The organism is Herpetosiphon sp., from assembly GCF_003512625.1.
Classification (GTDB): Bacteria; Chloroflexota; Chloroflexia; order Chloroflexales; family Herpetosiphonaceae; genus Herpetosiphon; species Herpetosiphon aurantiacus.
In genome coordinates this window covers 76,489-102,091 of record NZ_DOPT01000045.1, presented here as the reverse complement: position 1 = coordinate 102,091, position 25,603 = coordinate 76,489, and the positions used below count along the sequence as shown (strand labels likewise).

Annotated in this window: 16 protein-coding genes; 13 read left to right on the top strand and 3 right to left on the bottom strand. The window is 48.9% G+C overall.

Annotated features, from left to right (window positions below):
* Positions 1–35: 35 nt before the first annotated feature.
* The 3 genes from DEF47_RS10530 to DEF47_RS10520 are packed head-to-tail and all read left to right on the top strand — an operon-like array spanning position 36 to position 7,730.
* The gene (locus DEF47_RS10530) at positions 36–5,669 is read left to right on the top strand and encodes a PAS domain S-box protein (RefSeq protein ID WP_012188771.1); all 5,634 of its coding nucleotides are present in this window, start codon (positions 36–38) and stop codon (positions 5,667–5,669) included.
* Between the two features lie 46 nt (positions 5,670–5,715).
* Entirely contained in the window at positions 5,716–7,353 is a 1,638-nt protein-coding gene (locus DEF47_RS10525) for a pyridoxal-phosphate dependent enzyme (protein WP_012188772.1), read from the top strand.
* Complete coding sequence (locus tag DEF47_RS10520; RefSeq protein WP_012188773.1) at positions 7,350–7,730, top strand: response regulator; 381 nt, start codon at positions 7,350–7,352, stop codon at positions 7,728–7,730. Before DEF47_RS10525 ends, DEF47_RS10520 begins: the two co-directional genes overlap by 4 nt.
* Positions 7,731–7,819: 89 nt before the next feature.
* Here the strand turns inward: DEF47_RS10520 and DEF47_RS10515 are convergent, their stop codons facing one another.
* Positions 7,820–8,212: a response regulator gene (locus DEF47_RS10515; RefSeq protein ID WP_012188774.1), complete on the bottom strand. Its 393-nt coding sequence runs from the start codon at positions 8,210–8,212 to the stop codon at positions 7,820–7,822.
* Positions 8,213–8,717: 505 nt separating this feature from the next.
* Here DEF47_RS10515 and DEF47_RS10510 point away from each other — a divergent pair.
* The 8 genes from DEF47_RS10510 to DEF47_RS10475 all read left to right on the top strand — a co-directional run bounded on the left by DEF47_RS10510 (position 8,718) and on the right by DEF47_RS10475 (position 17,242).
* The gene (locus DEF47_RS10510; protein ID WP_012188775.1) at positions 8,718–9,707 is read left to right on the top strand and encodes a sugar phosphate nucleotidyltransferase; all 990 of its coding nucleotides are present in this window, start codon (positions 8,718–8,720) and stop codon (positions 9,705–9,707) included.
* A 23-nt stretch (positions 9,708–9,730) separates the two neighbouring features.
* The gene (locus DEF47_RS10505; protein ID WP_012188776.1) at positions 9,731–10,795 is read left to right on the top strand and encodes an AAA family ATPase; all 1,065 of its coding nucleotides are present in this window, start codon (positions 9,731–9,733) and stop codon (positions 10,793–10,795) included.
* Positions 10,796–10,810: 15 nt separating this feature from the next.
* Positions 10,811–11,050, top strand: a complete 240-nt coding sequence (locus tag DEF47_RS10500; RefSeq protein ID WP_041304154.1) for a hypothetical protein — start codon at positions 10,811–10,813, stop codon at positions 11,048–11,050.
* A 104-nt stretch (positions 11,051–11,154) separates the two neighbouring features.
* Complete coding sequence (locus DEF47_RS10495) at positions 11,155–12,924, top strand: peptide ABC transporter substrate-binding protein (RefSeq protein WP_012188777.1); 1,770 nt, start codon at positions 11,155–11,157, stop codon at positions 12,922–12,924.
* A 151-nt stretch (positions 12,925–13,075) separates the two neighbouring features.
* Positions 13,076–14,083, top strand: a complete 1,008-nt coding sequence (locus DEF47_RS10490) for an ABC transporter permease (RefSeq protein ID WP_012188778.1) — start codon at positions 13,076–13,078, stop codon at positions 14,081–14,083.
* Positions 14,084–14,096: 13 nt separating this feature from the next.
* Positions 14,097–15,095 (top strand): ABC transporter permease, encoded by a 999-nt coding sequence (locus DEF47_RS10485; protein WP_012188779.1) that lies wholly within the window; start codon positions 14,097–14,099, stop codon positions 15,093–15,095.
* 36 nt (positions 15,096–15,131) lie between these two features.
* The gene (locus DEF47_RS10480) at positions 15,132–16,205 is read left to right on the top strand and encodes an ABC transporter ATP-binding protein (RefSeq protein ID WP_012188780.1); all 1,074 of its coding nucleotides are present in this window, start codon (positions 15,132–15,134) and stop codon (positions 16,203–16,205) included.
* A 17-nt stretch (positions 16,206–16,222) separates the two neighbouring features.
* Positions 16,223–17,242, top strand: coding sequence for an ABC transporter ATP-binding protein (locus DEF47_RS10475; RefSeq protein WP_012188781.1), 1,020 nt, complete (start codon positions 16,223–16,225; stop codon positions 17,240–17,242).
* 191 nt (positions 17,243–17,433) lie between these two features.
* Here DEF47_RS10475 and selD read toward each other — a convergent pair whose 3' ends face one another.
* On the bottom strand, positions 17,434–18,480 hold the full coding sequence (gene selD, locus DEF47_RS10470; RefSeq protein ID WP_287045122.1) for a selenide, water dikinase SelD: 1,047 nt from the start codon (positions 18,478–18,480) through the stop codon (positions 17,434–17,436).
* Positions 18,481–18,627: 147 nt separating this feature from the next.
* On the opposite strand from selD, the gene DEF47_RS10465 reads away from it, so the two are divergent.
* A complete protein-coding gene (locus tag DEF47_RS10465; RefSeq protein WP_012188783.1) occupies positions 18,628–20,655 on the top strand; it encodes a choice-of-anchor B family protein in 2,028 nt (675 codons plus the stop codon).
* 58 nt (positions 20,656–20,713) lie between these two features.
* Here DEF47_RS10465 and rocF read toward each other — a convergent pair whose 3' ends face one another.
* Positions 20,714–21,640 (bottom strand): arginase, encoded by a 927-nt coding sequence (gene rocF, locus DEF47_RS10460; RefSeq protein ID WP_012188784.1) that lies wholly within the window; start codon positions 21,638–21,640, stop codon positions 20,714–20,716.
* A 585-nt stretch (positions 21,641–22,225) separates the two neighbouring features.
* On the opposite strand from rocF, the gene DEF47_RS10455 reads away from it, so the two are divergent.
* A complete protein-coding gene (locus tag DEF47_RS10455) occupies positions 22,226–25,375 on the top strand; it encodes a malectin domain-containing carbohydrate-binding protein (protein ID WP_012188785.1) in 3,150 nt (1,049 codons plus the stop codon).
* Positions 25,376–25,603: the final 228 nt, after the last annotated feature.

Below are 25,603 nucleotides of genomic sequence, written 5' to 3'. Positions count from 1 at the left end.
AAAGTAACTTTTGGCACAGTATACGAGGTAGGGTTATGGCTAGTGGACTGACTGATACCGCATTGAATAGCATTCGGCTCAAGCGTATTTTACGCTTTGGGATTTTTACCATGATTATTGGTGTAATCATGGCCGTACCCTATGGCCTAGAAGCCTTGCGCCTGCCATCGTGGCAAAACTACATGAGCATCATCAGCATTGTTGTGGCCGCAATTGGTGGTTTGTGTGCCACAGTGTCTGCCAAAAAAGGCTGGTTGATTGCTGGCGCATACAGTTTAATTGTCTCAATTGCTGTTGCCACTTTTCCGAGCCAACTCTTTATTGCTGAGTTTGGCTTCATGCTCTCAATTCTGAATGTGTTCTTTGTGCTGGTGATCTCGATCCAAACCCTGCCTGAACGCCATATCTTTCCGGTTATCTTGGGCACGATTAGCCTTGGCGTGATTGCCACCTTGCTCAAAACCTTTTTGAATATTCAAGAGGTGCGGGTTTCGGGCAGCCAAGAAATCTACATGCCTTTGATGAGCATTGCGGCAATTGCCATCTTGCTTTTCTTTGTGTTTCGCGAATTTGGCACACTCTCGATTCGTAACAAAATTCTGATCTCGTTTGTCTTGGTAACAACCCTACCAATTGCGATTATTTCATTTATTACCTTGCGCTCAACCCGTGATTCGCTCACAAATCAGGCCAATAGCTTGATTTTGGTGAATGCTACTAATATTGCCAACGAAATTGATGATTTTGTTAATCGGAATATTAACCGGGTCAGTGCACTCTCGCGGATTCCTGAATTAAGCGAATATTTGTTGGCTGCCGAACAAAATACCTTGGTTCCTGATCAAGATCGCGATACGCGTAATTTGTTCCGTGCAGTTACCACCGAAAATAACGATACACTCTCGGTTGCATTGTTGAATAATCGTGGCGTGGTCTTGGTCGATACCGTGCCAACCAACGTCGGGGTAAACGATTCAGGACTTTCATATTATCAAGATGCAATTCGCACAGGCCAGAGCATTATCTCACCAGTAACCTTCGGTAATGATAACCTGCCTTCAATTTATTTCAGTACGCCCGTTCGTAACCCACAAAGCCAAGAAATTATCGGTGTGCTGCGGATTCGTTATAGCGCCAGTATCATTCAATCATTGGTAGCCCGTAGTAATGACCGCGCTGGTCAAAACTCGTTTGGGATTGTGCTTGATGAATATGGTATGCGAATTGCGCAGGGCAGCGAATTAACTCTCTTGTATAAAATTGCCGATACTTTGCAGCCTGATGAAATTAAACGCTTGCAAGATGAACGGCGTTTGCAAAATATTAATGCAGAAAATCTGCTTGTGCCATATCCTGAATTAATCGGTGCAATCAAAGCAATTGTGCTTGATCCACAAAGTAATGGCGAAGTGATTTCGATTTCGAGTACGATTCCTGAACAGGATAAACCTGGCGATCCCGATCCTGAAGGCAATGATATTTATGCCTACACCGCTACCAAAACTGTGCCATGGCGGATTCTCTACCATCAAAGCGAAGCGACCTTCTTAGCGCCAATTCGCCAATCGGAGCGCTATACAACCTTGATTGTGTTGGCGCTGTTGGTTGGGATTAGTATGATCGCTGTGTTTGCAGCGCGAATTTTGACGAATCCAATTGAGCGTTTGACTGAATTTGTTGAACGTTTCCGCCAAGGCGATTTATCAACCCGTGCCCCAGTTAGCTCGCAAGACGAAATTGGTCAATTGACGACCACCTTTAATAGTATGTCTGATCAGTTGCAAGAAACTCTGCAAGGTTTGCAACAACGCACAATCGCTTTGGAAACCTCCAACGAGGTCAGCCGCCGACTTTCAACGATTTTGAACCCCAATCAATTGGTGTTGGAAGTGGTTGAGCAGCTTAAAAATACCTTCAACTACTATCACGCCCACATTTATTTGGTTGATCAACAGACCAATGAGTTTGTGATGATGGGTGGTACGGGGCAGGCTGGCCGCACCTTGCTTGCGCGGAATCACCGTATTCCGCAAGGCCGTGGTTTGGTTGGCCGCGCTGCCAATACCAAAGATGTGGTGTTGGTGCCCGATGTCAGCCGTGAAGCTGGCTGGTTGGCCAACCCCTTGCTCCCCGAAACCAAGGCTGAAATTGCTGTGCCAATTATGCTGGGCGATGAAGTGCTTGGCGTGTTGGACGTGCAAAATGCTGAAGTTAATTCGCTAACCAATGATGATGCAACCTTGCTCCAATCGATTGCCGCCCAAGTGGCGGTTGCTTTGGAAAATGCTCAATCGTTTGAAGAAATTACCCGCACCCAAGAACTCTTGCGAATTCGTGAACGGGCGATCACCGCTAGTAACGACGGGATTGTGATTGTCGATCCACATCAGTTTGATATGCCAGTGGTGTATGTTAACCCAGCCTTCGAACGAATTACGGGTTACACACCTGAAGAAATAATTGGCAAGAATTGTCGTTTCTTGCAAGGTGATGATACTGACCAACAAGGCTTGCGTGAGTTACGCCATGCAGTGCGTGAAAAACGCGCTACACGGGTGCTCTTGCGCAACTATCGCAAAGATGGCAGTTTGTTCTGGAATGAACTCGATATCAACCCAGTATTTGATGAAAACGGTGAGTTGATCAACTTTATCGGGGTTCAACAAGATGTAAGCGAACGGGTCGAGGCCCAACGAGCCTTGCAAGAATCCTTAGGCTTCCAAAAGACCATGGTTGATAGTGCCAGCTATATGATTATCTCAACGACGGTTGATGGCCAGATTACCTCTTTCAACCGTAGTGCTGAGGTTGCACTTGGCTATAGTGCGCACGATATGGTTGGCAAGAGTCCCGCAGGCGCATTTCATGATCAAGCTGAAGTGATGCAACATACTGAAGCGTTACGAGCAAAACTCGGCTATGCAATTGAGCCGTTTGAGGCAATTGTGTATGAGGCCAAACAAGGTCAACCTTCGGTTAAGGAATGGACGTATATTGCTCAAGATGGCCGTCGCTTCCCAGTCCAGCTTTCAATTACTGCTTTGCGGGATCAACAAGGGAATGTCACTGGCTATTTGGGAATTGCCAATGATATTAGTGTCCAAAAGCAACAGGAACAAGCCTTGCGAGATAGCGAAGTCCGCTATCGTTCCTTGGCTGAGTCCTCGCGTGACGTGGTGTTTATTTTCGACCGCGAACATCGTTTGCAATATATCAATGAATTTGCGGCGGGAATCTTCAATCGCACGCCCGCTGAACTGATTGGTTTGCTTGATGAGCAAATGCTTACCCCGGCTACGGTAGAATCGCGACGGGCTGATGCCGAGATTATTTTCAGCACTGCCCAAAACCTCAATCGCGAATCGATGTTTATGGTCAATAATGAGGAAACTTGGTTCGACTTCCAATTGCTGCCAATTATGGATGATCAAACCAGCAGTCCCGAATTGATTATGAGCGTTGGCCGTAACATTACCGACCGCAAGCGCGATGAACAAGAACGCGAGCGCAACTTGGTTGAAACTGACCGCCAACGTCGGACGCTACAAGGGATTCTCGAAGCCCTGCCGGTTGGTGTAGTGGTTTACAATGCTGACTTTGAGATGCAGCTTCAAAATCAAAGTGCCCAATTGATCGTCGGTCAGCCGATTGGCGATGTGAACCCCGATGCAATTGATACAGTTGGTGAAACCTACCAACTTTTTATTCCTGGCACTGAAACCGCGTTTGATCCGAACGATATTCCAGTGTTTCGGGCAATTCGCCATGGAGAACATGCCCAAGCTGAATTTGATATTGCCCATCCCGATGGCCGCCGTTTTACGGTCTTGGCCAGCGGTGCGCCGGTGTTCAACAGCGAAGGCCAAGTTATCAGCGGGATTGCACTCTTGCAAGATATTACTGACCGTAAACTCAATGAGCAAGAACGTGAACGCCTGCTGCAAGCCACGATCGAGCAAGAACGCTTGCTCAAGGCGATTCTCGATAACATGCCGATTGGGGTTTATGTGGTCAATAGCAAGGGTGTCAGCCAGATGATCAATCGATCGACGATTGAGATTTTGGGGGTATCTGGCCAAATGGGCGCGGCGGTCTTAGACCAATCCGATTTGCCACGACCTAAGTTCTTGTATGAGGGTACTGAGAAGGAATTAGATGTCCACGATACTGGTTTGTTCAAAGCGTTATCGACTAAAAAACCATCACGCGAGTTGGTGGATGTGATGCGCTTTGATGGCAAACGGGTTTCGGTCGATTCGGTCGCTGTGCCAATGTTCGATGATCAACAACAACTGACTGGCGTTCTTTCGCTGATTCAGGATGTCACTGAACAACGCAATGCTCAACGTGAGCGTGAGCAATTATTGAGCCAAGTGGAATATCGGGCACTCGAACTAGAAACGGTGGCTCAGGTCAGTACCTCGGCGGCAGGTTTGTTGAATGTGGAAGAACTGCTGCAAACCGTGGTTGATCTGACCAAACATCGTTTCGGTCTCTACCATGCCCACATCTACCTGTATAACCCTGAGAGCCAACTCTTAGAATTAGCCTTCGGTGCTGGCGAAATTGGTCGCACCATGGTCAAGGAAGGCCGCACGATTCCATTAGATCGTGAGCAATCATTGGTGGCCCAAGCTGGGCGGGCACGGCGCTCGATTATTGAAAATGATGTGCGTTCGAACCCAAGTTTCTTGCCGCACCCGCTTTTGCCCGAAACCCGTGCTGAAATGGCGACTCCGCTGATTGCTGGTTCGATGCTGCTCGGTGTGCTCGACGTTCAATCCGACCAAAGTAACATCTTTACTGACGATGATCGCAAGATTCAAACCACCTTGGCAAGCCAAATTGCGATTGCCTTGCAAAATGCTCGCTTGTTTGCTGAACAAACCGCGACGATGCAGCGCTTGCAAGAGCTAGACCAACTTAAATCAGCCTTCTTGGCGAATATGTCGCACGAGTTGCGCACACCGCTCAATTCAATCCTTGGCTTTACCGAGGTGATTCTCGAAGGCATCAACGGGCCAATCAACGACCTGATTCATAATGACTTGAGCATTATTCATCGTAATGGTCGTCACTTGCTCAACTTGATCAACGATATTCTGGATATGGCTAAGATCGAATCGGGCAAACTCACGCTGTTCCGCGAAACCTTCGATGTGGTTGAAGTGTTGCATGAAGTGGCGAGCACGGTCGGACCATTGGCTACGCAGAAACATCTGGAGTTGCTGGTCGATATTGAGCCAAATCTCAAATTGCCAGTCTACGCCGACCGTTTCCGAATTCGCCAAGTATTATTGAATATCGTAGGCAATGCCTTGAAATTTACCGAGCAAGGTTCGGTGACAATAGGCATTGACACAACGCCAACGACCCGTATGATTAAAATCCAAGATACAGGCATTGGGATTCCGCTGGATAATCAAGATACGATTTTCATGGAATTCCATCAGGTCGATAATTCGACAACCCGTAAGGCGGGCGGTACGGGCTTAGGCTTGCCAATTAGTCGCCACCTTGTCGAAATGCACGGCGGCAAACTTTCGATGGTTAGTAGCGGCAATCCTGGTGAAGGCTCACTCTTTACCATTGAATTGCCAATCAACGCCAGCGAAGATGAAGTTAATCCTAATGCAGCGCCAGCCAATCAACCTATGTCTGTAGAATAATGGTTATGCGCATTGTGCTGCGGCATAAGCGCGTGGTAAGGGCGTTATGACAGATTTAGTTTGCCAGAACTGTGGCCATATTCAGCCATACACCTTTCGTAGCTCGAATAGCTGTGCCCAATGTGCTAATGATTGGCTTGAGACGCATTACGATTATGCCAACTTTTGCGAGTTGGTGCGTAATCAGCAACTGAGCGGCCAGACGTTATGGCGCTATAGTAGCGTTTTGCCGGTGCCGCCACCAGCTGCGCCAACCCATGTTGGTGGAACGCCCTTGTTGCATGCCCAGCGCTTTGGTGGTTTGTTGGGCTTGCCACGCTTGTATATTAAAGATGAGCGCTATAGCCCAACCAATTCGTTTAAAGATCGCCAAGCAGCTTTGGCCGTAGCCGCCTTAGTTTCGAATGATATTCGCGAATGCGTGATTGCCTCGACTGGCAATGCGGCGGTGGCCTATGCCTCGGCTTGTGCCGCAGTTGGCATCAAACTGTGGGTCTTTATGACCAGCGTGGTGCCAGAAGCAAAATTACGCGAAGCGGCCTTGTTTGGGGCTGAGGTGATCAAAGTTAGTGGCAATTATGATCAAACTAAGCAGATTGCCGCTGATTTTGCCCAAAACCGCAATATCATCTACGATCGTGGCGCTAACAGCATTCCGGCGCGGGAAGCCATGAAAACGATCAGCTACGAAATTTGCGAGCAACTTGGCTGGCAAGCGCCCGATTGGTATATTCAGGCAGTTAGTGGTGGCTTGGGGCCATTAGGGGTTTATCACGGGTTTGCCGAATTGCATGCCATGGGCTTGACCCAGCGCGTACCTCAAACCGCGATTATTCAAGCTGAAGGCTGCTCACCGATGGTGCAGGCATTTCAGGCTGGCAAATCGGTGGCTGAAAAAGTTGTACCAAATACGCGGATTGCGATTCTTTCAACAGGCGATCCTGGTAAGATCTATACGCGGCTTTGGCAACGCATCCAAACATCGGGCGGTACGATGGAAGCCGTCACCGATGAAGAGGCCTTCAGTGCAATGCGCTTATTGGCGCGAACTGAAGGTATTTCGGTGGAGCCAGCTACGGCTGTGGCATTTGCGGGCCTGCAAAAAATGGTGGCCCAAGGCCAAGTTAACCCTGAAGAATTAATTGTGGTAAATTGTACTGGGCACACCTTCCCAGTCGATAAGCATGTGCTGAACGATCAATGGCATATTGATGTACATGTCAGCGATACCCAACAATCAGCGCCCCAAGAAGGGCTTCAGGTGGCGCTGGAACAATTGAATGAAAAAGCGACAACGGTGTTGTTGATCGACGATAATCCTGATGATGCTCAATTGGTGCAGCGTATTTTAGAGCGACGCAAAGCCTACCGCGTTTATCGGGCAACCGATGGTGCCGATGGTGTGCAACAAGCAATTCAACGGCTGCCTGATGCTATTGTGATGGATTTAATGATGCCAAATATGGATGGGTTTCAGGTGATGAGTACCTTACGCCAACACCCCAAAACCCGTGATATTCCGATTATTGTGGTGAGCGCCAAGGATATTACGCCTGATGAGCGCCATCATTTAGCCACCCATACCCGTGCTGTGTATCAAAAAGGCTCACTTTCACCAGTTGCCTTTGTCGAACAGGTTGTGAGTGTCATTGAACACAAAGAGCGTGATAGTGAGGACCAATGAGTACAACCGTTGTCTTATATATCGAAGATAACCCTGATAATATGCTGTTGGTGGAGCGCCTGTTGATTGCCCGTGGTTGTCAAATGCTCAAGGCAATCAACGGCTCAACTGGCATCGAGCTGGCTTTGGCGCATAATCCGCAAATTATCTTGTTGGATATTAACTTGCCCGATATTGATGGCTATGAGGTAGCGCGTCGTCTGCGTGATGCTCCACAAACGGCCACAATTCCGATTGTGGCGGTGACGGCCAACGCGCTCAAGGGCGATGCTGAAAAGGCGATTGCGGCCGGCTGTGATGGCTATGTTTCCAAGCCGATCAATTTGCGCGATCTCTGGAATGCTATGTTGCAGTTTATCGAAGCCCCCTCGACCTAAACCTACAATCAACCAAAGATACGATAAAGCGCTAGTTGAAGCAATTCAACTAGCGCTATTTATTTAAGTTTGATTATATGGATGAAAGCTTAACCATACCATGGCTTGGATTGATTGGAACCAGTCAGCCAGAGCTTAACCTTCTCCATTAGTGACATAACGTCGAAAGGCTTGCTCACATAATCGGTCCAATCAGGGGTCATCAATTGCTTGACTTCGCCAGGGCTGCAACTAGCAGTTAATGCCACAATCGGAATATGCGCCAAGCGAGGGTCGGATTTAACGGTGCGACAGACTGCCCAGCCATCCATGCGTGGCAAGTTCAAATCAAGCAATATAAGGTCTGGTCGGCTTTTTTGAATGGCTTCCAGAGCTTCAACCCCATCACGAGCCATCTCGGTTGTATAACCAGACCGTTGGAGCATTATTCCTAAAAGCTGACGGTTGTCAGGCATATCATCAACAACTAAGATGGTTGGCATATGGGTATCTCCTAAATTTGGGCCTTCTCGTTACTCGTATCCAAACGTACTATAGCGATACAACCTTACTAGCCAATTTACAGGTAGGACTCTTGGTCGATTGTAAGTTTAGTTGGGCTGGTGGTTGTGATTAATAATCGATTCAGCTTTAATTAGTTAAAGTATATGCAAGTTCGGGCATAAGCGCCATGGTTCCTTGGTCCGTAGCCGTCGTTTAAGCAATGGGCTAGTTGGGGCGGATACGATCTCACTCCATAGGGTGAAATTGGCCTTAGGCTCGGCTTAACATATAGCTTGTATGCTAGACTAGGGTCGATTGGGATATTTGCCAATCATCAGGCTGCCTGATATACTCAATGCGTCCTCAGTGTACCGTGGGTTTGCAATCCACGCTGAAAAAACTGCGTGCATGCATTCCAAAACAAGAGCTAAATTCTGCAAATCAATGAAAGGGAGTACGGTTTGGTGGCGCGTTTAACGTGATCACACCGCCGTAAAATGCAGTATGAATGTAATTATTCCTACCGCCGGTCTTGGAACCCGCCTACGTCCACATACCCATACCCGTCCAAAGCCGTTGGTTCCGGTTGCAGGCAAAGCCGTAATTGGCCACCTGCTTGATAAGCTCAAGGTGCTACCACTCGACGACGTGGTGTTTATTACCGGGTATTTGGGTACACAAATTGAGGAATATGTTCGTAAGAACTATAACTTCAAGAGCCATTTTGTTGAACAAACTGAGCTAAAAGGCCAAGCCCATGCAATTGCTTTGGCCCGCGAGATGGTCTCTGGCCCAACCTTGATTTTATTCGTCGATACGATTTTTGAAGCAAACCTGAATGTTTTGAACCAAACTGATGCCGACGGCGTGATCTATGTAAGCGAAGTTGAAGATCCCTCGCGCTTCGGGGTGGCATTGCTCGAAGATGGGATTATTACAAAACTGGTGGAAAAACCAAGTACGCCAGTTTCCAATTTGGCCTTGATCGGCGCATACTATGTGCGTGAAGTCAAAGAATTGTTCGCAGCGATCGATGTGCTGATCGAGCAGAATATTCAAACCAAAGGCGAGTTTTATTTGGCCGATGCACTCCAACTCATGATTAGCAATGGCACGCGATTTAGTGCCGAAACTGCAACCATGTGGGAAGATTGTGGCACAGCCCCCGCCTTGTTACGCACCAATCGCTATTTATTGCAACACGAAACTGGCAACGTCGAACAACGTGATGGCGCGATCATCGTTCCACCAGTCTTTATTGGCGAGAATGTTGAGATTCGCAACTCAATTATTGGGCCATACGTCTCAGTTGCTGACCATAGCGTGATTGTCGATTCGATTGTGCGCGATTCGATTATCAATCAAGGAGCCAGCATTCAATCATCAACCTTGGAAGGCTCACTTATCGGTGAAGGAGCGCATATCAAAGGCGAATTCCAACACCTTAACGTCGGTGATTCATCAGTTATTACATTTGGTAGCACGATTCAGTAATGCATGATCAAGCAGGGAACCGGATGTCCCCACCAACCAGTTTGCAGCGTGGCACTGGCTTTCATCATCTGATCGCCGATGAATATCGGTTGATTGCTCAGGTGTTGACCTATTGCCACGCCGCTGGTTATGCCATCCCGCCTCTGTTAGTGATTGATTATGTAATTGCGCTCAAAACCAGCCCATTTGTCTTGTTGTTTGGGCCGACTGGGCAGGGTAAAACTGAATTGGCACGGCTGTTTGCTCAGGCTTTGGTGCATCCCTTTGAAGATCAATATACCTATGTGAACTTAGGGAGCAGCCTGCAAGCACCCGAAATCCAAGATCGTTTTGGTTGGATGAAATTTGTCGAGACCTTAGAGAACGCCGCTGCTCCGGCCAATGCTGGTCGTTTGTTCTTCTTATGTCTCGATAATTTGCGACCCCATGATGTGTATACCTACTTCGCCAATGTTAGCCGTGATGCCGATGGAATTACGCGCTTGGTGATGCGTGGTTATCCACCTGATAAATGGCCAGCCTTGCCCAGTAACGTGATTATCACCGGAACACTTGATGCTGAACATCCGGTTGATAGCGATCAAAGTGCCCTTTTAGCCCAAATTAACTGTGTCTATATGCAGCCGCAATGGTTGCAAAGCAATATTCGCACAGTTAAACGTCAACAACGCATGGCTCCGGTTGGCATGCAACGCTTGTTGCTTGAGCAACAGTATCGCAGTGATGAGGCTGCCACTGAGCGTTTACACGCCTTGCTCGGCCCGCATCTCGACGATATTTTGCAACCGCCTAGCGAGTTGATGGCAATTTTGTGGCAAAGTAGTTTGACCTACACCCAGACTTGGCGTAGTACCATGTTGCGGGCTGTGGCAAATAGCTTTACCATAGAGGGGCACGGACTTTTTATTCCATATGATGTACTTAACAACGCCCAGTTCGCCTATTCGTTTGTCATGGCACGCCAATTGTTGTTAAGGCTTTGGGGGCAACCGCAGCATAGCGCCGCAATCGAGGCCTTGTTGCATCGTCAACTTGCCCAACTACCAAGCACAACCTTGGTAGGGTTAACCGACTCTTTGCTCTATTAGGGTAGGAAGCTGCTTATGCCAGTTCACAACGATCTTGAAGATACTACCGTGGACATGCTGTTTCGTGATGCATTGAAGCAAGAACTAACACATTCAGCACCAAAAGTGAGCTTACCTCAACGCATGAAATCTGCCCCCAGTTATGAGCCACGCCTGCGTGGTGGCGGCCCTGGTGGCCAGCCATGCTCAAGTTTTTATTTGCTATTTTATGTGATGAATTCATCACGCGCATCATGGAGCATTATGCCAGCCTAGGCCTTGCTCAATCAACCAAGCGTTTGAAAGGGGGTGATGGGTGACACTGCAAGTTCTCACGTCGTGTTGGTTTTCGGACTCTGTGAATTAAGGAGATAGCCTTCATGCTCAAACGTCGTTTGACCCGCTTATTGGCCTTATTGGTATTGACAGTACCAACCTTGGCCGCTTGTGGCGCTGGGGATGCAACTCCAACGACTGCACCTGCCGCTGCTACCGCAACGACTGCGCCTGCTACTGGTGCTGAAGCTACCGCAACGACCGCTCCTGTTGCTGAAGCTACTGCAACAACGACCGAAGCGACCGCTGAGCCAGCCGCTACCGAGGGAAATGTCTTACGGGTTCACCAAGTTGCTTATCCAGATGTCTTTGATCCACAGAAAAGTTCGTACAGCGCCGAAATCGTGTTGCTGTCGCAAAACTACGAAGGCCTAACTCGCCTCAATGACAAACTGGAAACCGTGCCTGGTGCTGCTGAAAAATGGGAATCAAACGCTGAAGGTACCGTGTTTACCTTCACCTTGCGCCCTGACCTCAAGTACAGCGACGGTTCAGCTCTGACCTCAAAGAACTTTGCCTATGCCATCGAACGCACCTGTGACCCAGTAACCGCTGGCGAATATCAATCAATTTTGTTTGATATCACTGGTTGTGCCGATTTCGCGAGCGCAGTTGTAACCGATACTGCTCAATACGATGCAGCCAAGGCTGCTTTGGGCGTGAGCACTCCCGACGATAAAACCATCGTCATCTCAACCGTCCAAGCTGCTCCTTACTTGCCAACCATCGCTGGTTTGTGGGTGATGTATCCAGCTAAAGCCGAGTTGATCGAAAAAGGTGGCGAAAATTGGTGGAAAGATGCCAGCTTGCAAGTTGGTAACGGCCCATTCCAATTCAGCCGGATTGCTGAAGACCAACAAATTGACTTTGTGCGTAACGAAAATTACTGGAACAAAGCCAAACTTGATGGCATTAGCATGATCTACATCGACGATTCATCAGTTGCATTGGAAGCTTATCGCCAAGGTCAACTGGATATCTTCCAACCAGACCCAAGCCAAATTCCAGCCGTTCAAAGCGATGCTGATCTTGGGCCATTGTATATTTCATATCCAGGGGCGAACACCACTGGCTTGCAATTCAATACCACAACCGAACCATTCAATGATCCAAAGGTTCGTGAAGCATTTGCCTATGCGATCGATCGCGAAACCTTCTGCGAAGTGATCCGCAACGGCGACTGTTTGCCAACCCTGACTTGGATTCCTCAAGGGATTCCTGGTTATGATGCAACCGAAGATCGCTTTGCTTTCGATCCTGAAAAGGCTAAAGCTGCTTTGGCTGAATCAACCTATGGCTCAGCCGATAAGTTGCCAGAAATCACCTTTGCTTACAGCAGCAACGATACCGCTAACCAAGCTCGCCACGAGTTCTTGGCCAACACCTTCCGCGAAGTCTTGGGTGTTGAAGTTAAGTTGCAACCATTGCCAAGCAAAGATTTGAGCGCTGCCAAGAAAGATAACGCAACCTATCCTCAAATTTCATTGGGTGGCTGGATTCAAGACTATCCAGATGCTCAAAACTGGTTGAGCGTGTTCTGGAGCAGCAAAGCAACCTTTGCCCAACGCCAAGGTTACGGCAACCCTGTGGTTGACGAATTCTTGACCAAGGCCGACACCAGCACCGACGAAGCAACCCGCTTGGAAGCCTATGGCGCTGCCCAAAAGTTGATCGTTGGTGATTTGCCAACCGCTATGATGTACAACCGGGTCAACAAATACGTGATTAACCCACGAGTGAGCGGCTTCTCACAAACCGCCGCTGACGACCAATTCCCTGGCCAATGGACATCATACAGTATCGAAATCAAGTAATTGATTAGCCTTCTGGGGAGCAGCGCGGCCTGTGCTGCTCCCCATCAACTCTAGCTCCCACTCATTAATTCTTTGCAAGCACCCTGTTAAATTGCAATCAAGGCTCGCGAGGCAACACCCCGGCACGCTCTCGCGCCAATGGAGGCATGGCATGATTGGCTTTATAATTCGTCGCGTCTTGGCGATGATTCCGGTGTTGTTTCTCGTGGCACTCATTACTTTTTTTATGATGAAACAGGCCAAAGGTGGGCCATTTGATCAAGAAAAGGAAGTTGCCCCGTCAACGATTGCCCTGCTGAATCGCAAATTTGGTTTAGATAAACCCGCTTGGCTCAATTCGGCAGAATTTAGTAATCGCTTGAGTACCGAAGGTAACCCCTTTTTGGCGCTGCGTGGCTTGTTCGATAGCCAATTTGGCAACTATCTGATCAATGCCGTCCAAGGCGATTTAGGCCCCACCTATGCTTCGAAAGGCACCGAAACAGTTCAAGATAAAATCAAAGAAACGTTTCCAATTTCGTTGCGCCTTGGCATGATTTCGTTGGCCTTTGCGCTGTTGGTGGGCTTTCCCCTCGGCATTTTGGGGGCTTTGCGCCAAAATACGATCTTCGATTACTTTAGCCTGATCATCTCAACCATCGGCTTTTCGGTGCCAACCTTTGTAACTGGTTTGCTATTGCTGCTGGTTATGAGCAAGGTGTTTGATGTTGCTCCGATCAAAGATCCCTCGGTTTGGCAAGGCTTTAGTACCTCGTATATTCCACCAGCAATCATTTTGGGCTTAGGCACAATGGCTTATATTACTCGTTTGACCCGCAGTAGTGTGCTTGAGGTCAAGCGTCAAGATTATATTCGCACTGCTCGGGCTAAAGGTCTCGGTGATCGTGTGGTGATTTTGCGCCATATCTTGCGCAATAGCTTGATTCCAGTAATTACGATTCTCGGTCCAGCAGTGGCGGGCTTGGTAACTGGCTCATTTATTATCGAATCAGTTTTCCGTGTGCCGGGCATTGGCAGTGAATTTATTGGAGCAATTGGCAGCCGCGATTACTCGATGATTATGGGTTCAACCCTGTTTTTCTCATTGCTGGTGGCTTTAGGCAATATTATGGTCGATCTTTCGTATGGCTTGATTGATCCGCGGATTCGTAACAGCTAGGAGACCCGAACGTATGGCAACCGCATCGAATGTGGCAGGCAAAAGCCCTGCCCAGGCTCAAGAATTTACGCGGCCTGTTCGGAGTCTTTGGAGCGATGCTTGGTTACGTCTGCGGCGCAATCGTTTAGCAATGGCAAGTATTGTCTATTTGTTTTTGCTGGCGTTGGTAGCAATTTTCGCACCAGTCATTGCCCCGCACTCGCCTAGCCGCCCAACCTCAACCGAATTACGCGAACGAGGCACCTATCGGCAAGCTGCTTGGATTGTTGATGAGAAAAACCCTAAACGCAGTGGGGTTTGGAAATTTCCCTTAGGAACAGATTCTGCTGGCGGCGATGTGCTCAGTCGCTTAATCTATGGAACGCGGGTTTCGATGGTTGTGGGCTTCATTCCCATGATCTTTACCCTGACGATCGGGATCACGATTGGCTTGGTTTCAGGTTTTGCCGGTGGCAAACTCGATAGTTTGCTCATGCGGTTTACTGATATTGTCTTTTCGCTGCCCGATATCTTGTTCTTTATTATTGTGCAAACGGCCTTCAGTCAAACCGCCTTTGGCAAGACCTTCAATGGTTTATTGTTGATTTTCTTATCATTCTCAGCGGTCAACTGGGCTAGCGTTGCGCGTTTGGTGCGTGGCCAAGTGCTTTCTTTAAAAGAAAAAGAGTTTGTTGAAGCAGCAGAGGCGATTGGGGTTCGGCGTGGCTCAATTTTATTTCGCCATATTTTGCCCAACACGCTCGCCCCAATTATTGTGGCAGGTGCGTTTATTGTGCCAAGCGCGATTGTCACCGAAGCAACCCTGAGCTTTTTGGGGATTGGCATCCAGCCTGATACCAACCCCAATAATCCGTTCCCTACCAGCTGGGGCCAGATGATTTTGGAAGGTAAGTCGGCGATTGATTCGCAACCATGGATTCTGATCGCGTCGGCGATTGCAATTGCTTCAATTACGATTGCTTTTGTGGCTTTGGGCGATGGTTTACGTGATGCGCTTGATCCCCGCCAATAGATCAAGGCAAATTGCTCGATATCATGAGGAGCATATATGGCTGAAGCACCCTTGCTTGAGGTCAAAAACCTACAAGTTCAATTTAAAACTGCTGATGGCGTGGTCAATGCTGTCAATAATGTTTCATTCTCGGTCAATCGCGGCGAAACCTTAGGCATCGTCGGCGAATCTGGCTCAGGCAAAAGCGTGACATCACTTTCGATTATGCGCTTGATTCCCTCGCCCCCAGGCAAAATTGCTGGTGGCCAGATTTTATTTGATGGTGATAATCTTGTCGATTTTAGCGAGTCGGAGATGCGTAAAATCCGTGGCAATCGGATTTCGATGATCTTCCAAGACCCCATGACTTCGCTCAATCCGGTGCTACGGATTGGTCGGCAGATGACTGAATCGCTGCAATTGCACATGGGGATGACTCCCAAACAGGCGCGAAACCGAGCCATTGACTTGCTCTCAATGGTTGGGATTCCAGCTCCTGACAAACGGCTTGATGATTTTCCCCATCAATTTTCTGGCGGGATGCGCCAACGGGTGATGATCGCTATGGGTTTGGCTTGTAACCCTGAGCTATTGATCGCCGACGAGCCAACGACAGCACTCGATGTAACTATTCAAGCGCAAATTCTCGAATTGCTTAACCGTCTGAAGAACGAGACAGGCACGGCGATTATTTTTATCACCCACGACCTTGGCGTTGTGGCGGGCATGACCGATCGGGTGATTGTGATGTATGCTGGACGGGTGGTCGAACAGGCCTCAACCAACGAGCTGTTCCATAATCCCCGTATGCCTTACACCATCGGTTTGCTCGATTCGATTCCCCGGCTTGATGGAATCCAAACGCGCCTTACGCCAATCCCAGGGCTACCACCGGATTTGCTGGAGAAAACCGAGCGCTGCCCATTTGCACCGCGCTGCGATTTTGTGCAAGAGCAATGTTGGAGCGAAACGCCGAGTTTGCGCCAAGTTGCGCCTGAGCATACCGCTGCCTGTTTATTCGAGATAGATCGGGAACAGCGCCAAGCGATGGCCGCCAAGAAGATTGCCGAAGAACAAGCCGCCTTGGATGCTGCGCTTGAAGATGTTTTAGCCCACGAACAGGCATCGTAGAACCAGAGGAAGGCCAAATGGCAGTACAAAATGATACTCTGCTCGATATCAACGGCTTAAAAATGCACTTCCCGGTCAAATCCAACGGTTTATTACGCCGCACGATCGGGGCAGTTAAGGCAGTTGATGGCTTGAGCTTTTCAGTCAAACGCGGCGAGACGCTGGGCTTGGTCGGTGAATCAGGCTGTGGCAAATCGACAACTGGGCGGGCAATTTTGCAGTTGCATCGCCCAACCGCTGGCACGGTAAGCTTTGATGGCACGGACTTGACCAAACTCAAAGGCGAGGCCATGCGCCAAATGCGCCGTAAAGTCCAGATTATTTTCCAAGACCCCTATGCTTCGCTCAACCCGCGCATGACCGTTGGCGATATTGTGGGTGAGCCGATTCGGGTGCATGGCCTGCGCACTGGTAAAGAGGTGCGCACGCGGGTTGAGGAATTGTTGCGCGTCGTGGGTCTCAATCCTTATTTTATCAACCGCTACCCGCATGAATTTTCGGGCGGTCAACGCCAACGGATTGGGATTGCCCGTGCTTTGGCGGTCGAGCCGGATTTTATCGTCTGCGATGAGCCAGTTTCAGCGCTCGACGTGTCGATTCAAGCCCAAATTATTAATTTGCTGCAAGATTTGCAAGGCCAATTTGGCTTGACCTATCTGTTTATCGCCCATAATCTGAGCGTGGTCAAGCATATCAGCGATCGGGTGGCGGTGATGTATTTGGGCAAAATGGTTGAGTTGGCTCCCTCAAAAGAGTTGTATGCCAACCCGATGCACCCCTATACCCAAGCTTTGCTCTCAGCTGTGCCGATTCCTGATCCTGAGGTCGAAAAGCAACGCCAGCGAATTATTTTGCAAGGCGATGTGCCCAGCCCGCTTAATCCGCCGACTGGCTGTCACTTCCATACGCGCTGCCCGATTGTGATTGACAAATGCAAAGCCGAAGATCCACCCTTCCAAGATTATGGTGGCGGCCATTTTGTGGCTTGCTGGCGGGCAACTGAGTCGCAAGAACAGATGAATTTGAAGTTGCAGTAGTAATTCGAGGTCGGGGAGCAGGGGCTAGGGATTAGGGTTTATGGCTATTGGCTATTGGATTTAAGCAGTATTTGGAATACCCATGACTGTTCTGATAGCCGATAGTCGATAGCCATTGTTTCGCTGCGCCTTTGCGTTAAACCCCAACCCAAATGTATGCTGATTTAGTTCCCGACAGCTGATCCTTAGTTTTAAACAATTTCAAGCGCTTGCAGTTCAATGACTGTACCAATTGACCAAAGTGGGTCGCCAGCTTGAGCAAATTGTTGTTCAAGTGCTTTGGCATGCTCCGCCGCTACCGCAATTAACAAGCCGCCTGAAGTTTGAGGATCGTACAACAAAGCTTGATGGACTGGATCAACTGTTTTGGCATAATTAACTTGCATTTGTTGCTCAACATAAGCACGATTGGTATGCAAGCCACCAGGCATAATTCCGGCTTTGGCATACCGATAAGCTCCTGACAACAATGGCAAGGCTCGACTATTAATCTGTAGCCCAACCCCACTATTGCGAGCTAGCTCCAAGCCATGGCCCAACAAACCAAACCCAGTGATATCGGTGGCACTACGAATTGTGCCCAGCATTGCGATATGCTCAGCTGCATGGCGATTGAGTTTGAGCATGCTCTCAATTGCTGCTGCTAAATCGGCTGGATCAGCAATTTGGCGCTTGCTGGCAGTGCTAATTACGCCTGTGCCCAGCGCTTTGGTAAGGTAGAGTTGATCGCCTGGTTGAGCTTGAGCTTTACGGGTGATTAGGGCTGGATCGATTAAACCAGTCACGCATAAACCATATTTTGGCTCATTATCGATGATCGTATGGCCGCCAGCTAGCACAGCTCCGGCTTCGGCCACTTTATCTGCGCCGCCCTGCATAATAGCCTGAATGATCGCTGGGTCTAAATCGCGTGGGAATCCAGCAATTGCCAAGGCTAAAATTGGCTTGCCGCCCATGGCATAAACATCGCTTAGCGCGTTGGCGGCAGCAATCGCCCCAAAACTATAGGGATCATCAACAATCGGCGGAAAGAAATCCACCGTTTGGACGAGCGCTTGCTGTTGGTTGAGTTGATAGACCGCCGCATCATCGCTGACATCAAGGCCAACTAAAAGCTGCGGGCTGCTGGGTAAACGCAAGCTACTAATTAAATTGCTGAGAGCACCTGCCCCCATTTTAGCGGCTCAGCCAGCACAAGAAGCTAGCTCAGTCAGGCGAATTTGTTCACGATCAGCCATGAGTCTGCTCACTAAATCACATAGAAATTAAAGAATTTTAGCAATATCAGCTGTTTAACATTATACACATATTAAGAATCGCGTATAATAGGGCATCTCCAAAGGCGGCCCCTGTTTTTTCCGATGGTCCTACAGTGAGGTTCTGGCATGCACACACACAATGGACGTTGGTCGCGTTCGTTAGCGGTCGGTTTTGCGGTGTTGGCGGCGTTTGTGTTAGCGCCAATTGCTTCGATTTCGGCCCATAGCAATCATGATCATAAGATTTATGTTGCACCATTTGGCAAAGATGAGGGTGATTGTTCGAAGATTTGGCAGCCCTGTGCGACGATCGATTATGCGATTAGCCGCGGGACTGGCAAGGGTGATGAAATTCGGGTTGCTGCTGGCGATTATAGCTACGATGCTCAGGCGGTTGGCTTATTGCTGAGCCGCCAGATTCCGGTGCACGGTGGTTTTAGCGCTCGTGATAATTTCATGCAGCAGGATACCAAGGCCAATCCAACCTATATCGCTGGGATTCCTAGCCGCTACCGCGAACGCTTGGCGGCAATTGGCTTTGCGCGGGTCGAAGATCGCGATGGTCGCAATACCCCAGAACTTGAGCGGATGCAAATTCCAACTGAATTGGAAACGCCAAGTGCTGCTCAGCCTTGTACCAATGGTATGGCTGGCATCTTTGAGTGCAACGGCATCGACTTCTTGGGCAGCGTGCCGCTCTCAAGTTTTCGGGTAAATGGTAGTGGAGCCACCGATGGCAGCAACTTGTGGGGCCACGTCGATCTCAATACCGATCGCGAATATGCGATTATTGGGGTTAACAATGGCACTGGCGTAGTTGATGTGACTGATCCCACCAATCCGGTGGTGATTGGCACGGTGCCAGGTAATAATTCGCAATGGCGCGAAGTTAAGGTCTATCAATATTTCAACCAAGCCCAAAATCGCTGGAACGCCTATGCCTATCTTTCAACCGAAAATCGTACCCAAGGGTTGCAGATCGTTGATCTCAATCACTTGAGTGATCCAACGCCTTCGGTTAGTTTGGCGGCAACCTATACCGCCGATTTTGGCTCATCGCACACTGTCTATATTAAGAATGTTGATTTCAGCACCAACGTAGCGTTGCCTGGTAAAACTGCGGCGTTGTATATGAACGGGGTCGGCAAAAACGGCAGTCGCTTGAGTTCAGGTGTGTTCCGCGCCTTTGATATCAGCAATCCGTTGACTCCGCAGATTATTGATAGTGGCGTGCCGGATACCAATATTAGCTACACCCACGACGATACCAGCATGATCATTACCGATTCGCGGACTTCGGCATGTGCGCCTGGTCACCAAGCCTCGTGCGAAATAATGTTTGATTTCAGCGAATCGTCGGTCGAAATTTGGGATATTACCGATTCGGCTGCCCCATTCCATATTAGTTCACGGCCTTATTCGGGCAGTGGCTACACCCACTCAGGCTGGTATAGCGACGATAAAATGTACGTCTTTATCCAAGATGAATTGGATGAACAAAATTTTGGCCACAACACTCGTGTGCGCACGATGGATATTCATGATCTGGATAATCCAACCATCAGCGCGACGTGGGATGGCCCAACTCGGGCAATTGACCATAACGGCTACACGATTGGCAACAAATATTATATGTCGAACTATTTGCGTGGTTTGACGATTCTTGACATAACCAATCCAAATAACATCCAAGAAGCCGCTTTCTTTGATACCTATCCTGGTAGCAATTCGGCCAGTTTTGATGGAGCTTGGGGGGTTTATCCCTACTTGCCAAGCGGCACCTTGATGATCAGCGATATTTCACGCGGCTTGATTTTGGTGCGCGAACCAACTAGTACCCCTGATCAAGCGATTGCTGGCTTGGAAGCAACCAACGATGGCCCAACCGTTGCTGGCGAGGCGACCAATTTTGATGCAGCAATTCGGGCTGGTACAAACGTGACCTATGCGTGGGATTTTGGTGATGGTACAGCTGTGGTAACTTCAACCAACACCACGATGAGTCATACCTATCCAAACGTTGGTAATTATACGGTTGAGTTAACTGCCAGCAATGGTACTAATTCGCAAACAGCTACAACAACCGTGGTGGTGCAAGCGCCACCACAAACCGAATGGAAAATTTGGCTGCCCTTTGCGATTCGGGCGGAATAACGCTTAAATCCTTTGGAGATCAGCAGGCGGGGCATTTGCCCCGCCTGTTGCGTTAATTTTAGAGGGCAGTGCGTGGATGCTGTTTGTGCCAAACCCGTTTACCAAGCGCGGAGAGCGCTATTTCCACCGCAACCGTCGCTGTGCAATTGCGATCATCAAGAATTGGGTTGACTTCGACAATATCTAAGCCAATCATGCGCCCTGATTCGGCGATCAATTCGGCGGCCAAGTGGGCTTCGCGATAGGTTAAGCCGCCAGGCACGGGTGTGCCAACCCCAGGCGCAACCGCAGGATCAAGCACATCCAGATCGAAGCTAACATAAAAACCATCGCGAGCTTGGTTGGCAACGCTGATCGCCCGTACCATGGTTTCATACATGCCATAACGATCGATATATTCAGTGGCAAAGACTTGCACGCCAGCTTCGGTGAGCAGTTGACGCTCCTCGGGGTCAAGGTCGCGCACCGCAACCAATGCCACGCGATGCGGGTTAATCATAGAGTTTGCTAAGCGCTGACCACTCAAATGGATCAAGCGTTCGTCGCCGTAGCCACACAGTGCTGCCAAGGGCATGCCATGAATATTGCCCGAAGGCGAGGTGCTGGGAATATTAAAATCGCCATGGGCATCGATCCAGAGCACCCCAATATCGCGATTGTGGGCGGCTCCGCTAACCGAACCCAAACCAAGGCTATGATCGCCACCGAGCACCACTGGCACATGGCCTTGGCTACACGACTGATCAACCTCGCTAGCTAATTGAATCAAGGTATCGCGAATTGGCTCGAAATAGCGCAACGTTAAGTCGCCGACGGGCAGAGTTTCAGCGATGCTCGCCGTGAGATTGCCGCGATCAATCACGGTATGACCAAGCTCTTCTAATTGTGAACGTAAGCCTGCATAACGAATTGCACTTGGCCCCATGTCCACGCCACGCCGCCCTGCACCCAAATCGAGCGGGACACCGATAAGATCGATTAGCACAAGAACCTCCTAGTGAATGTCGCTTTCATGCACCATTGAATGAAAGCCTAGGCGTATTTTAACCGATAGCTGGCAGCTTGAGGGCAATTGCTGAGCATGTGGCTCTAGCACAGACGTAATTCTTAAAAAACCGTGCGCACAAAAAACCAACCATATGCTGTAATAGACTCATTTGATGTTCGCTATTTTTATCACGATAGGCTTGAGCAGCCATTGGTGTGTGTAGTTCTGCTGATATGTGCGCTAGGTTAAGTTAAAGGTTAAAGCTATTTAACTTTTATCACCCATGGGTCACCCATATGGTGTAGGAGCAATCATCACCGAAATAGCGCCTGAGTTTAGGCCATAATTCCCACGACAAGCATGCTGCTATGCGCTATAGTTCTTAGTTAGAGGATGAGTTATGAGCATTATGCCATTTGCGGCATGGCACCAATTGTTAAGATGTCACCACATTCCTGTTCTACGGAACCTGTCGCTTGACATGCCGCGCTGATATAGGCACGATCATAGGCGTAGCACCAGCAAGAATTTGGTAATAGCAGGTTGATCTGCGCTTAGCTCATGTTCTCGAAAGGATTTGTGATGATCAAACGACAGTTTCATGCGCGGGTGGTTGTGATGATAGTAATCTTCAGTCTGTTGGCTGGTGGATTGCTGTTGCAACCAACGATCCATGATGCAGCCGCCCAAACGCGCTCAACAGTTCAATATAGTTATAATCCTGAGCGGCAACATGTGCATTCTGGGAGCATTAGTTTTTTTCGCCAAACGATTTTTAATTCAAGTTCGGCATTAACTGGCGCTTCGTTGTTCGATAGCCCAACCGGGATGATCTTCGGCCCTGATGGGCGTTTGTATGTTAGCCAATTTAATGGGCGAATTTTTGCAATTACGCTCAACCCAACCAACCATCAAGCTACCGCCGTTCAGGTGATCGAAACAATCTACAATTATCCTAATACTAACGATGATGGTTCGCCCGCCACGGGCGTAAATGGTCGTCAGTTGATTGGGATTTTGTTTGATCCGGCTTCAACGCCATCGAATATGATTTTGTATGTTTCGCATAGCGACCCGCGCTATGGCTACAACAGCGACACAACCTCGCAAAAAATCAACACCCGCTCAGGCACAATTAGCAAATTGGTCAGCACCAATAATTTTGCCACCTCAACCGATATTATTAAGGGTTTGCCGCGCTCACGTGAAAACCACAGCACCAACAGCATTGTTTGGGGGCCAGATGGCTGGATGTATATTTCGTCGTCGAGCAATACCAACAATGGTGCGCCAAGCGCTCACTTTAGCAATTTGGCCGAATATTATCTCTCGGCGGCAATTTTGCGAGCCAATGTGCGCGATGCTGGCTTTCCTTCAGCAGGCATTGATGTCAAAAATGTCAATAATGCGGCGGCGTTAGCACCATTTGCTGGCCAATTTGAGATGTATGCGACTGGCTATCGCAATGTTTATGATTTTATTTGGCTGAATAATAAGTTTTATGCCAATGTCAATGGTGGCAATGATGGCTATGGCGATACGCCGAGCGCCGCTCAATGCCCTGGTGGGGTGGAAATTAACCCACGCTATTTGCCCGATACCCTGAAAATTGTGACCCAAGGTTCGTATGGTGGCCATCCCAACCCAGCGCGTGGCGAATGTGTTTTGAACAATGGGAATGCCCAAGGCTTGCCAACGCCACCAAACTACAATCCACCAGCCTTGACCTATGATTTCCGCCCATCCACGAATGGGATTACGGCGTATATCAGTAATGCCTTTGGCGGTGCGTTGCAAGGCAATTTGATTGTCGCAACCTATGGCCAAAATCAAGATGTCAGCCGCGTTCAGCTTGATGCCAATGGCAACCCGACTGGCATCCAAACCTTGGCAAAGTTCAACCAACCGCTTGATGTGGTGACCGATGCCAAGGGTGTGATTTATGTGGCCGAATTTGGCAGCGATGCGATTACCATCCTTGAGCCAGAAGATTTGCCCAATTGTCCGCCGCCGCCGCCCTATTCGAGCATGGTCGATAGCGATAATGATGGCTACTCGGATTTTGATGAAGATCAAAATGCAACCAATTTGTGTAGCCGAGCCAGCGTACCCAACGATTTCGATGGCGATATGATTTCCGATTTGACCGATCCCGACGACGATAACGATGGCATCCTTGATGTCAATGATCAGTTGTATTTTGATCCAGCGAATGGCAATAACACCAAATTGCCCGTTGAATTCAATTGGAATCCTGGTGATGCACCGTTGGGCAAAGTTGCTAATACGGGCTTTACTGGGGTGCAAATTACCAATGGAGTTACGCGAACTGATGAGGTTAAGATTGCAGTTGGCGCTGCTGGTGGCTTTACCAACATCATCACCACCGAAGGCACAAATGCTGGTGCGATTAATACCCAGGCCAACGCTTTGCAAATTGGCTTTGATCCCCATCGCAACTTCCGAGTTGAAACGCGGATCACTGAAATGTTCCTTGGGCGCACGCCTGAGGGCGATCAAGCGGCGGGCTTGTTCTTCGGCCCCAACCAAGATAACTATGTGAAATTGGTGGCGACGGCCAATTTGAATGGCGATGGCACAAGTGGCGACACCGGGCTGCAATTTGCCATGGAAGTGGCCGGAAACTTGCAAATCAATCCAACCAATAATAATCCAAGCATGGTATTGCCAGGAGTGAGCAATATCGACCTGCGCTTAGACGGCAATCCTGCTGCGCAGACCATGACCGCCTATTATAAAACTGATGGTGGCAACTGGACAGCAATTGGCACGATCAATGTGCCTTTGTGGTTCTTTAATACCGGAACACCAGCAGGAATTTTGGCAACTAATCATGGAACACCAAATACCATCTCATTTATTTTCGATTTCTTCCGTTTGAGTTATCGCGATATTGTGGCGCGGATCAACGGCGGTGATCGCGATTGGACGACCAACGACGGAGCTGCTTGGAGTCCTGATACAAGTGCCAACCGTCCATATTCAACTGGCGGCGGCACCTATGTCTTGATTCCAGGCGTTTCGTGTCCCCAAATCTACAACGTGACTCGTGACTTTGATCGGTTGTACTGCTCTGAACGCAACACCAGCGGCTCGGCGGTGCAATACACAATTCCGGTCAGCAGCACAGGAACGTATGCGGTGCGCTTGCACTTTGCCGAACTGTATTGGGGCACGAATGGTCGGCCTGGGCCGAACCAGCGTAAATTCAATGTTCAGCTTGAAGGCACGACTGTGTTGACCAATTTCGATATTTTCAGCGAAACTGGCGCAACCTTCCGGCCAATTACCAAGACCTTTACCACCAATATTACTGATGGTGCGGTCAATATTAGTTTGCCCACGGGCCAGCCTGGCAATGTTGATCAAGGCAAGATTTCGGCGATTGAGGTTTGGGGGCCAATTCTCAATATTGCCAATGTTACGCCAACGGTCACGCCATCGCCAACGGCAACCAATACGCCATCGCCGACGGCAACCAACACGCCAACTAATACCAATACGCCAACAATCACGAATACACCGACCAATACCAATACGCCATCGCCAACATCGACTGGCACGGTGACGGCGACCTTTACACCGACCAACACGGCCACGCCAAGTAATACGCCGACCAACACGCCAACCGAAACCGTAACGCCGAGCGCTACGGCAACCCAAGGCACGGCGACCTATCGAATTTGGCTGCCGTACACTGTCAAAAACTAAGCTCGATTTCAACGGAGCCATCACGAGCGGATGGCTCCGTATTTGCTCAAAACTCAGCGCTTAGTCATGACGTGAATTCCTTAAAAATGTTTTTTAAAACATTAAAATATAACCAAAAAGTATTAAAATTCATGCAAATGCTGGCCAAGAAAACCAAAATTTGCGATGCAAGGATTGACAAAATTAGTACCATTGTATATAACAGTACCGTACTTTTAGTCAATCTCA

Coding starts and splice junctions, on each gene's coding strand:
- DEF47_RS10530 (WP_012188771.1), top strand. CDS start 36: ATGGCTAGTGGACTGACTGATACCGCATTGAATAGCATTCGGCTCAAG.
- DEF47_RS10525 (WP_012188772.1), top strand. CDS start 5,716: ATGACAGATTTAGTTTGCCAGAACTGTGGCCATATTCAGCCATACACC.
- DEF47_RS10520 (WP_012188773.1), top strand. CDS start 7,350: ATGAGTACAACCGTTGTCTTATATATCGAAGATAACCCTGATAATATG.
- DEF47_RS10515 (WP_012188774.1), bottom strand. CDS start 8,212: ATGCCAACCATCTTAGTTGTTGATGATATGCCTGACAACCGTCAGCTT.
- DEF47_RS10510 (WP_012188775.1), top strand. CDS start 8,718: ATGAATGTAATTATTCCTACCGCCGGTCTTGGAACCCGCCTACGTCCA.
- DEF47_RS10505 (WP_012188776.1), top strand. CDS start 9,731: ATGTCCCCACCAACCAGTTTGCAGCGTGGCACTGGCTTTCATCATCTG.
- DEF47_RS10500 (WP_041304154.1), top strand. CDS start 10,811: ATGCCAGTTCACAACGATCTTGAAGATACTACCGTGGACATGCTGTTT.
- DEF47_RS10495 (WP_012188777.1), top strand. CDS start 11,155: ATGCTCAAACGTCGTTTGACCCGCTTATTGGCCTTATTGGTATTGACA.
- DEF47_RS10490 (WP_012188778.1), top strand. CDS start 13,076: ATGATTGGCTTTATAATTCGTCGCGTCTTGGCGATGATTCCGGTGTTG.
- DEF47_RS10485 (WP_012188779.1), top strand. CDS start 14,097: ATGGCAACCGCATCGAATGTGGCAGGCAAAAGCCCTGCCCAGGCTCAA.
- DEF47_RS10480 (WP_012188780.1), top strand. CDS start 15,132: ATGGCTGAAGCACCCTTGCTTGAGGTCAAAAACCTACAAGTTCAATTT.
- DEF47_RS10475 (WP_012188781.1), top strand. CDS start 16,223: ATGGCAGTACAAAATGATACTCTGCTCGATATCAACGGCTTAAAAATG.
- DEF47_RS10465 (WP_012188783.1), top strand. CDS start 18,628: ATGCACACACACAATGGACGTTGGTCGCGTTCGTTAGCGGTCGGTTTT.
- DEF47_RS10455 (WP_012188785.1), top strand. CDS start 22,226: ATGATCAAACGACAGTTTCATGCGCGGGTGGTTGTGATGATAGTAATC.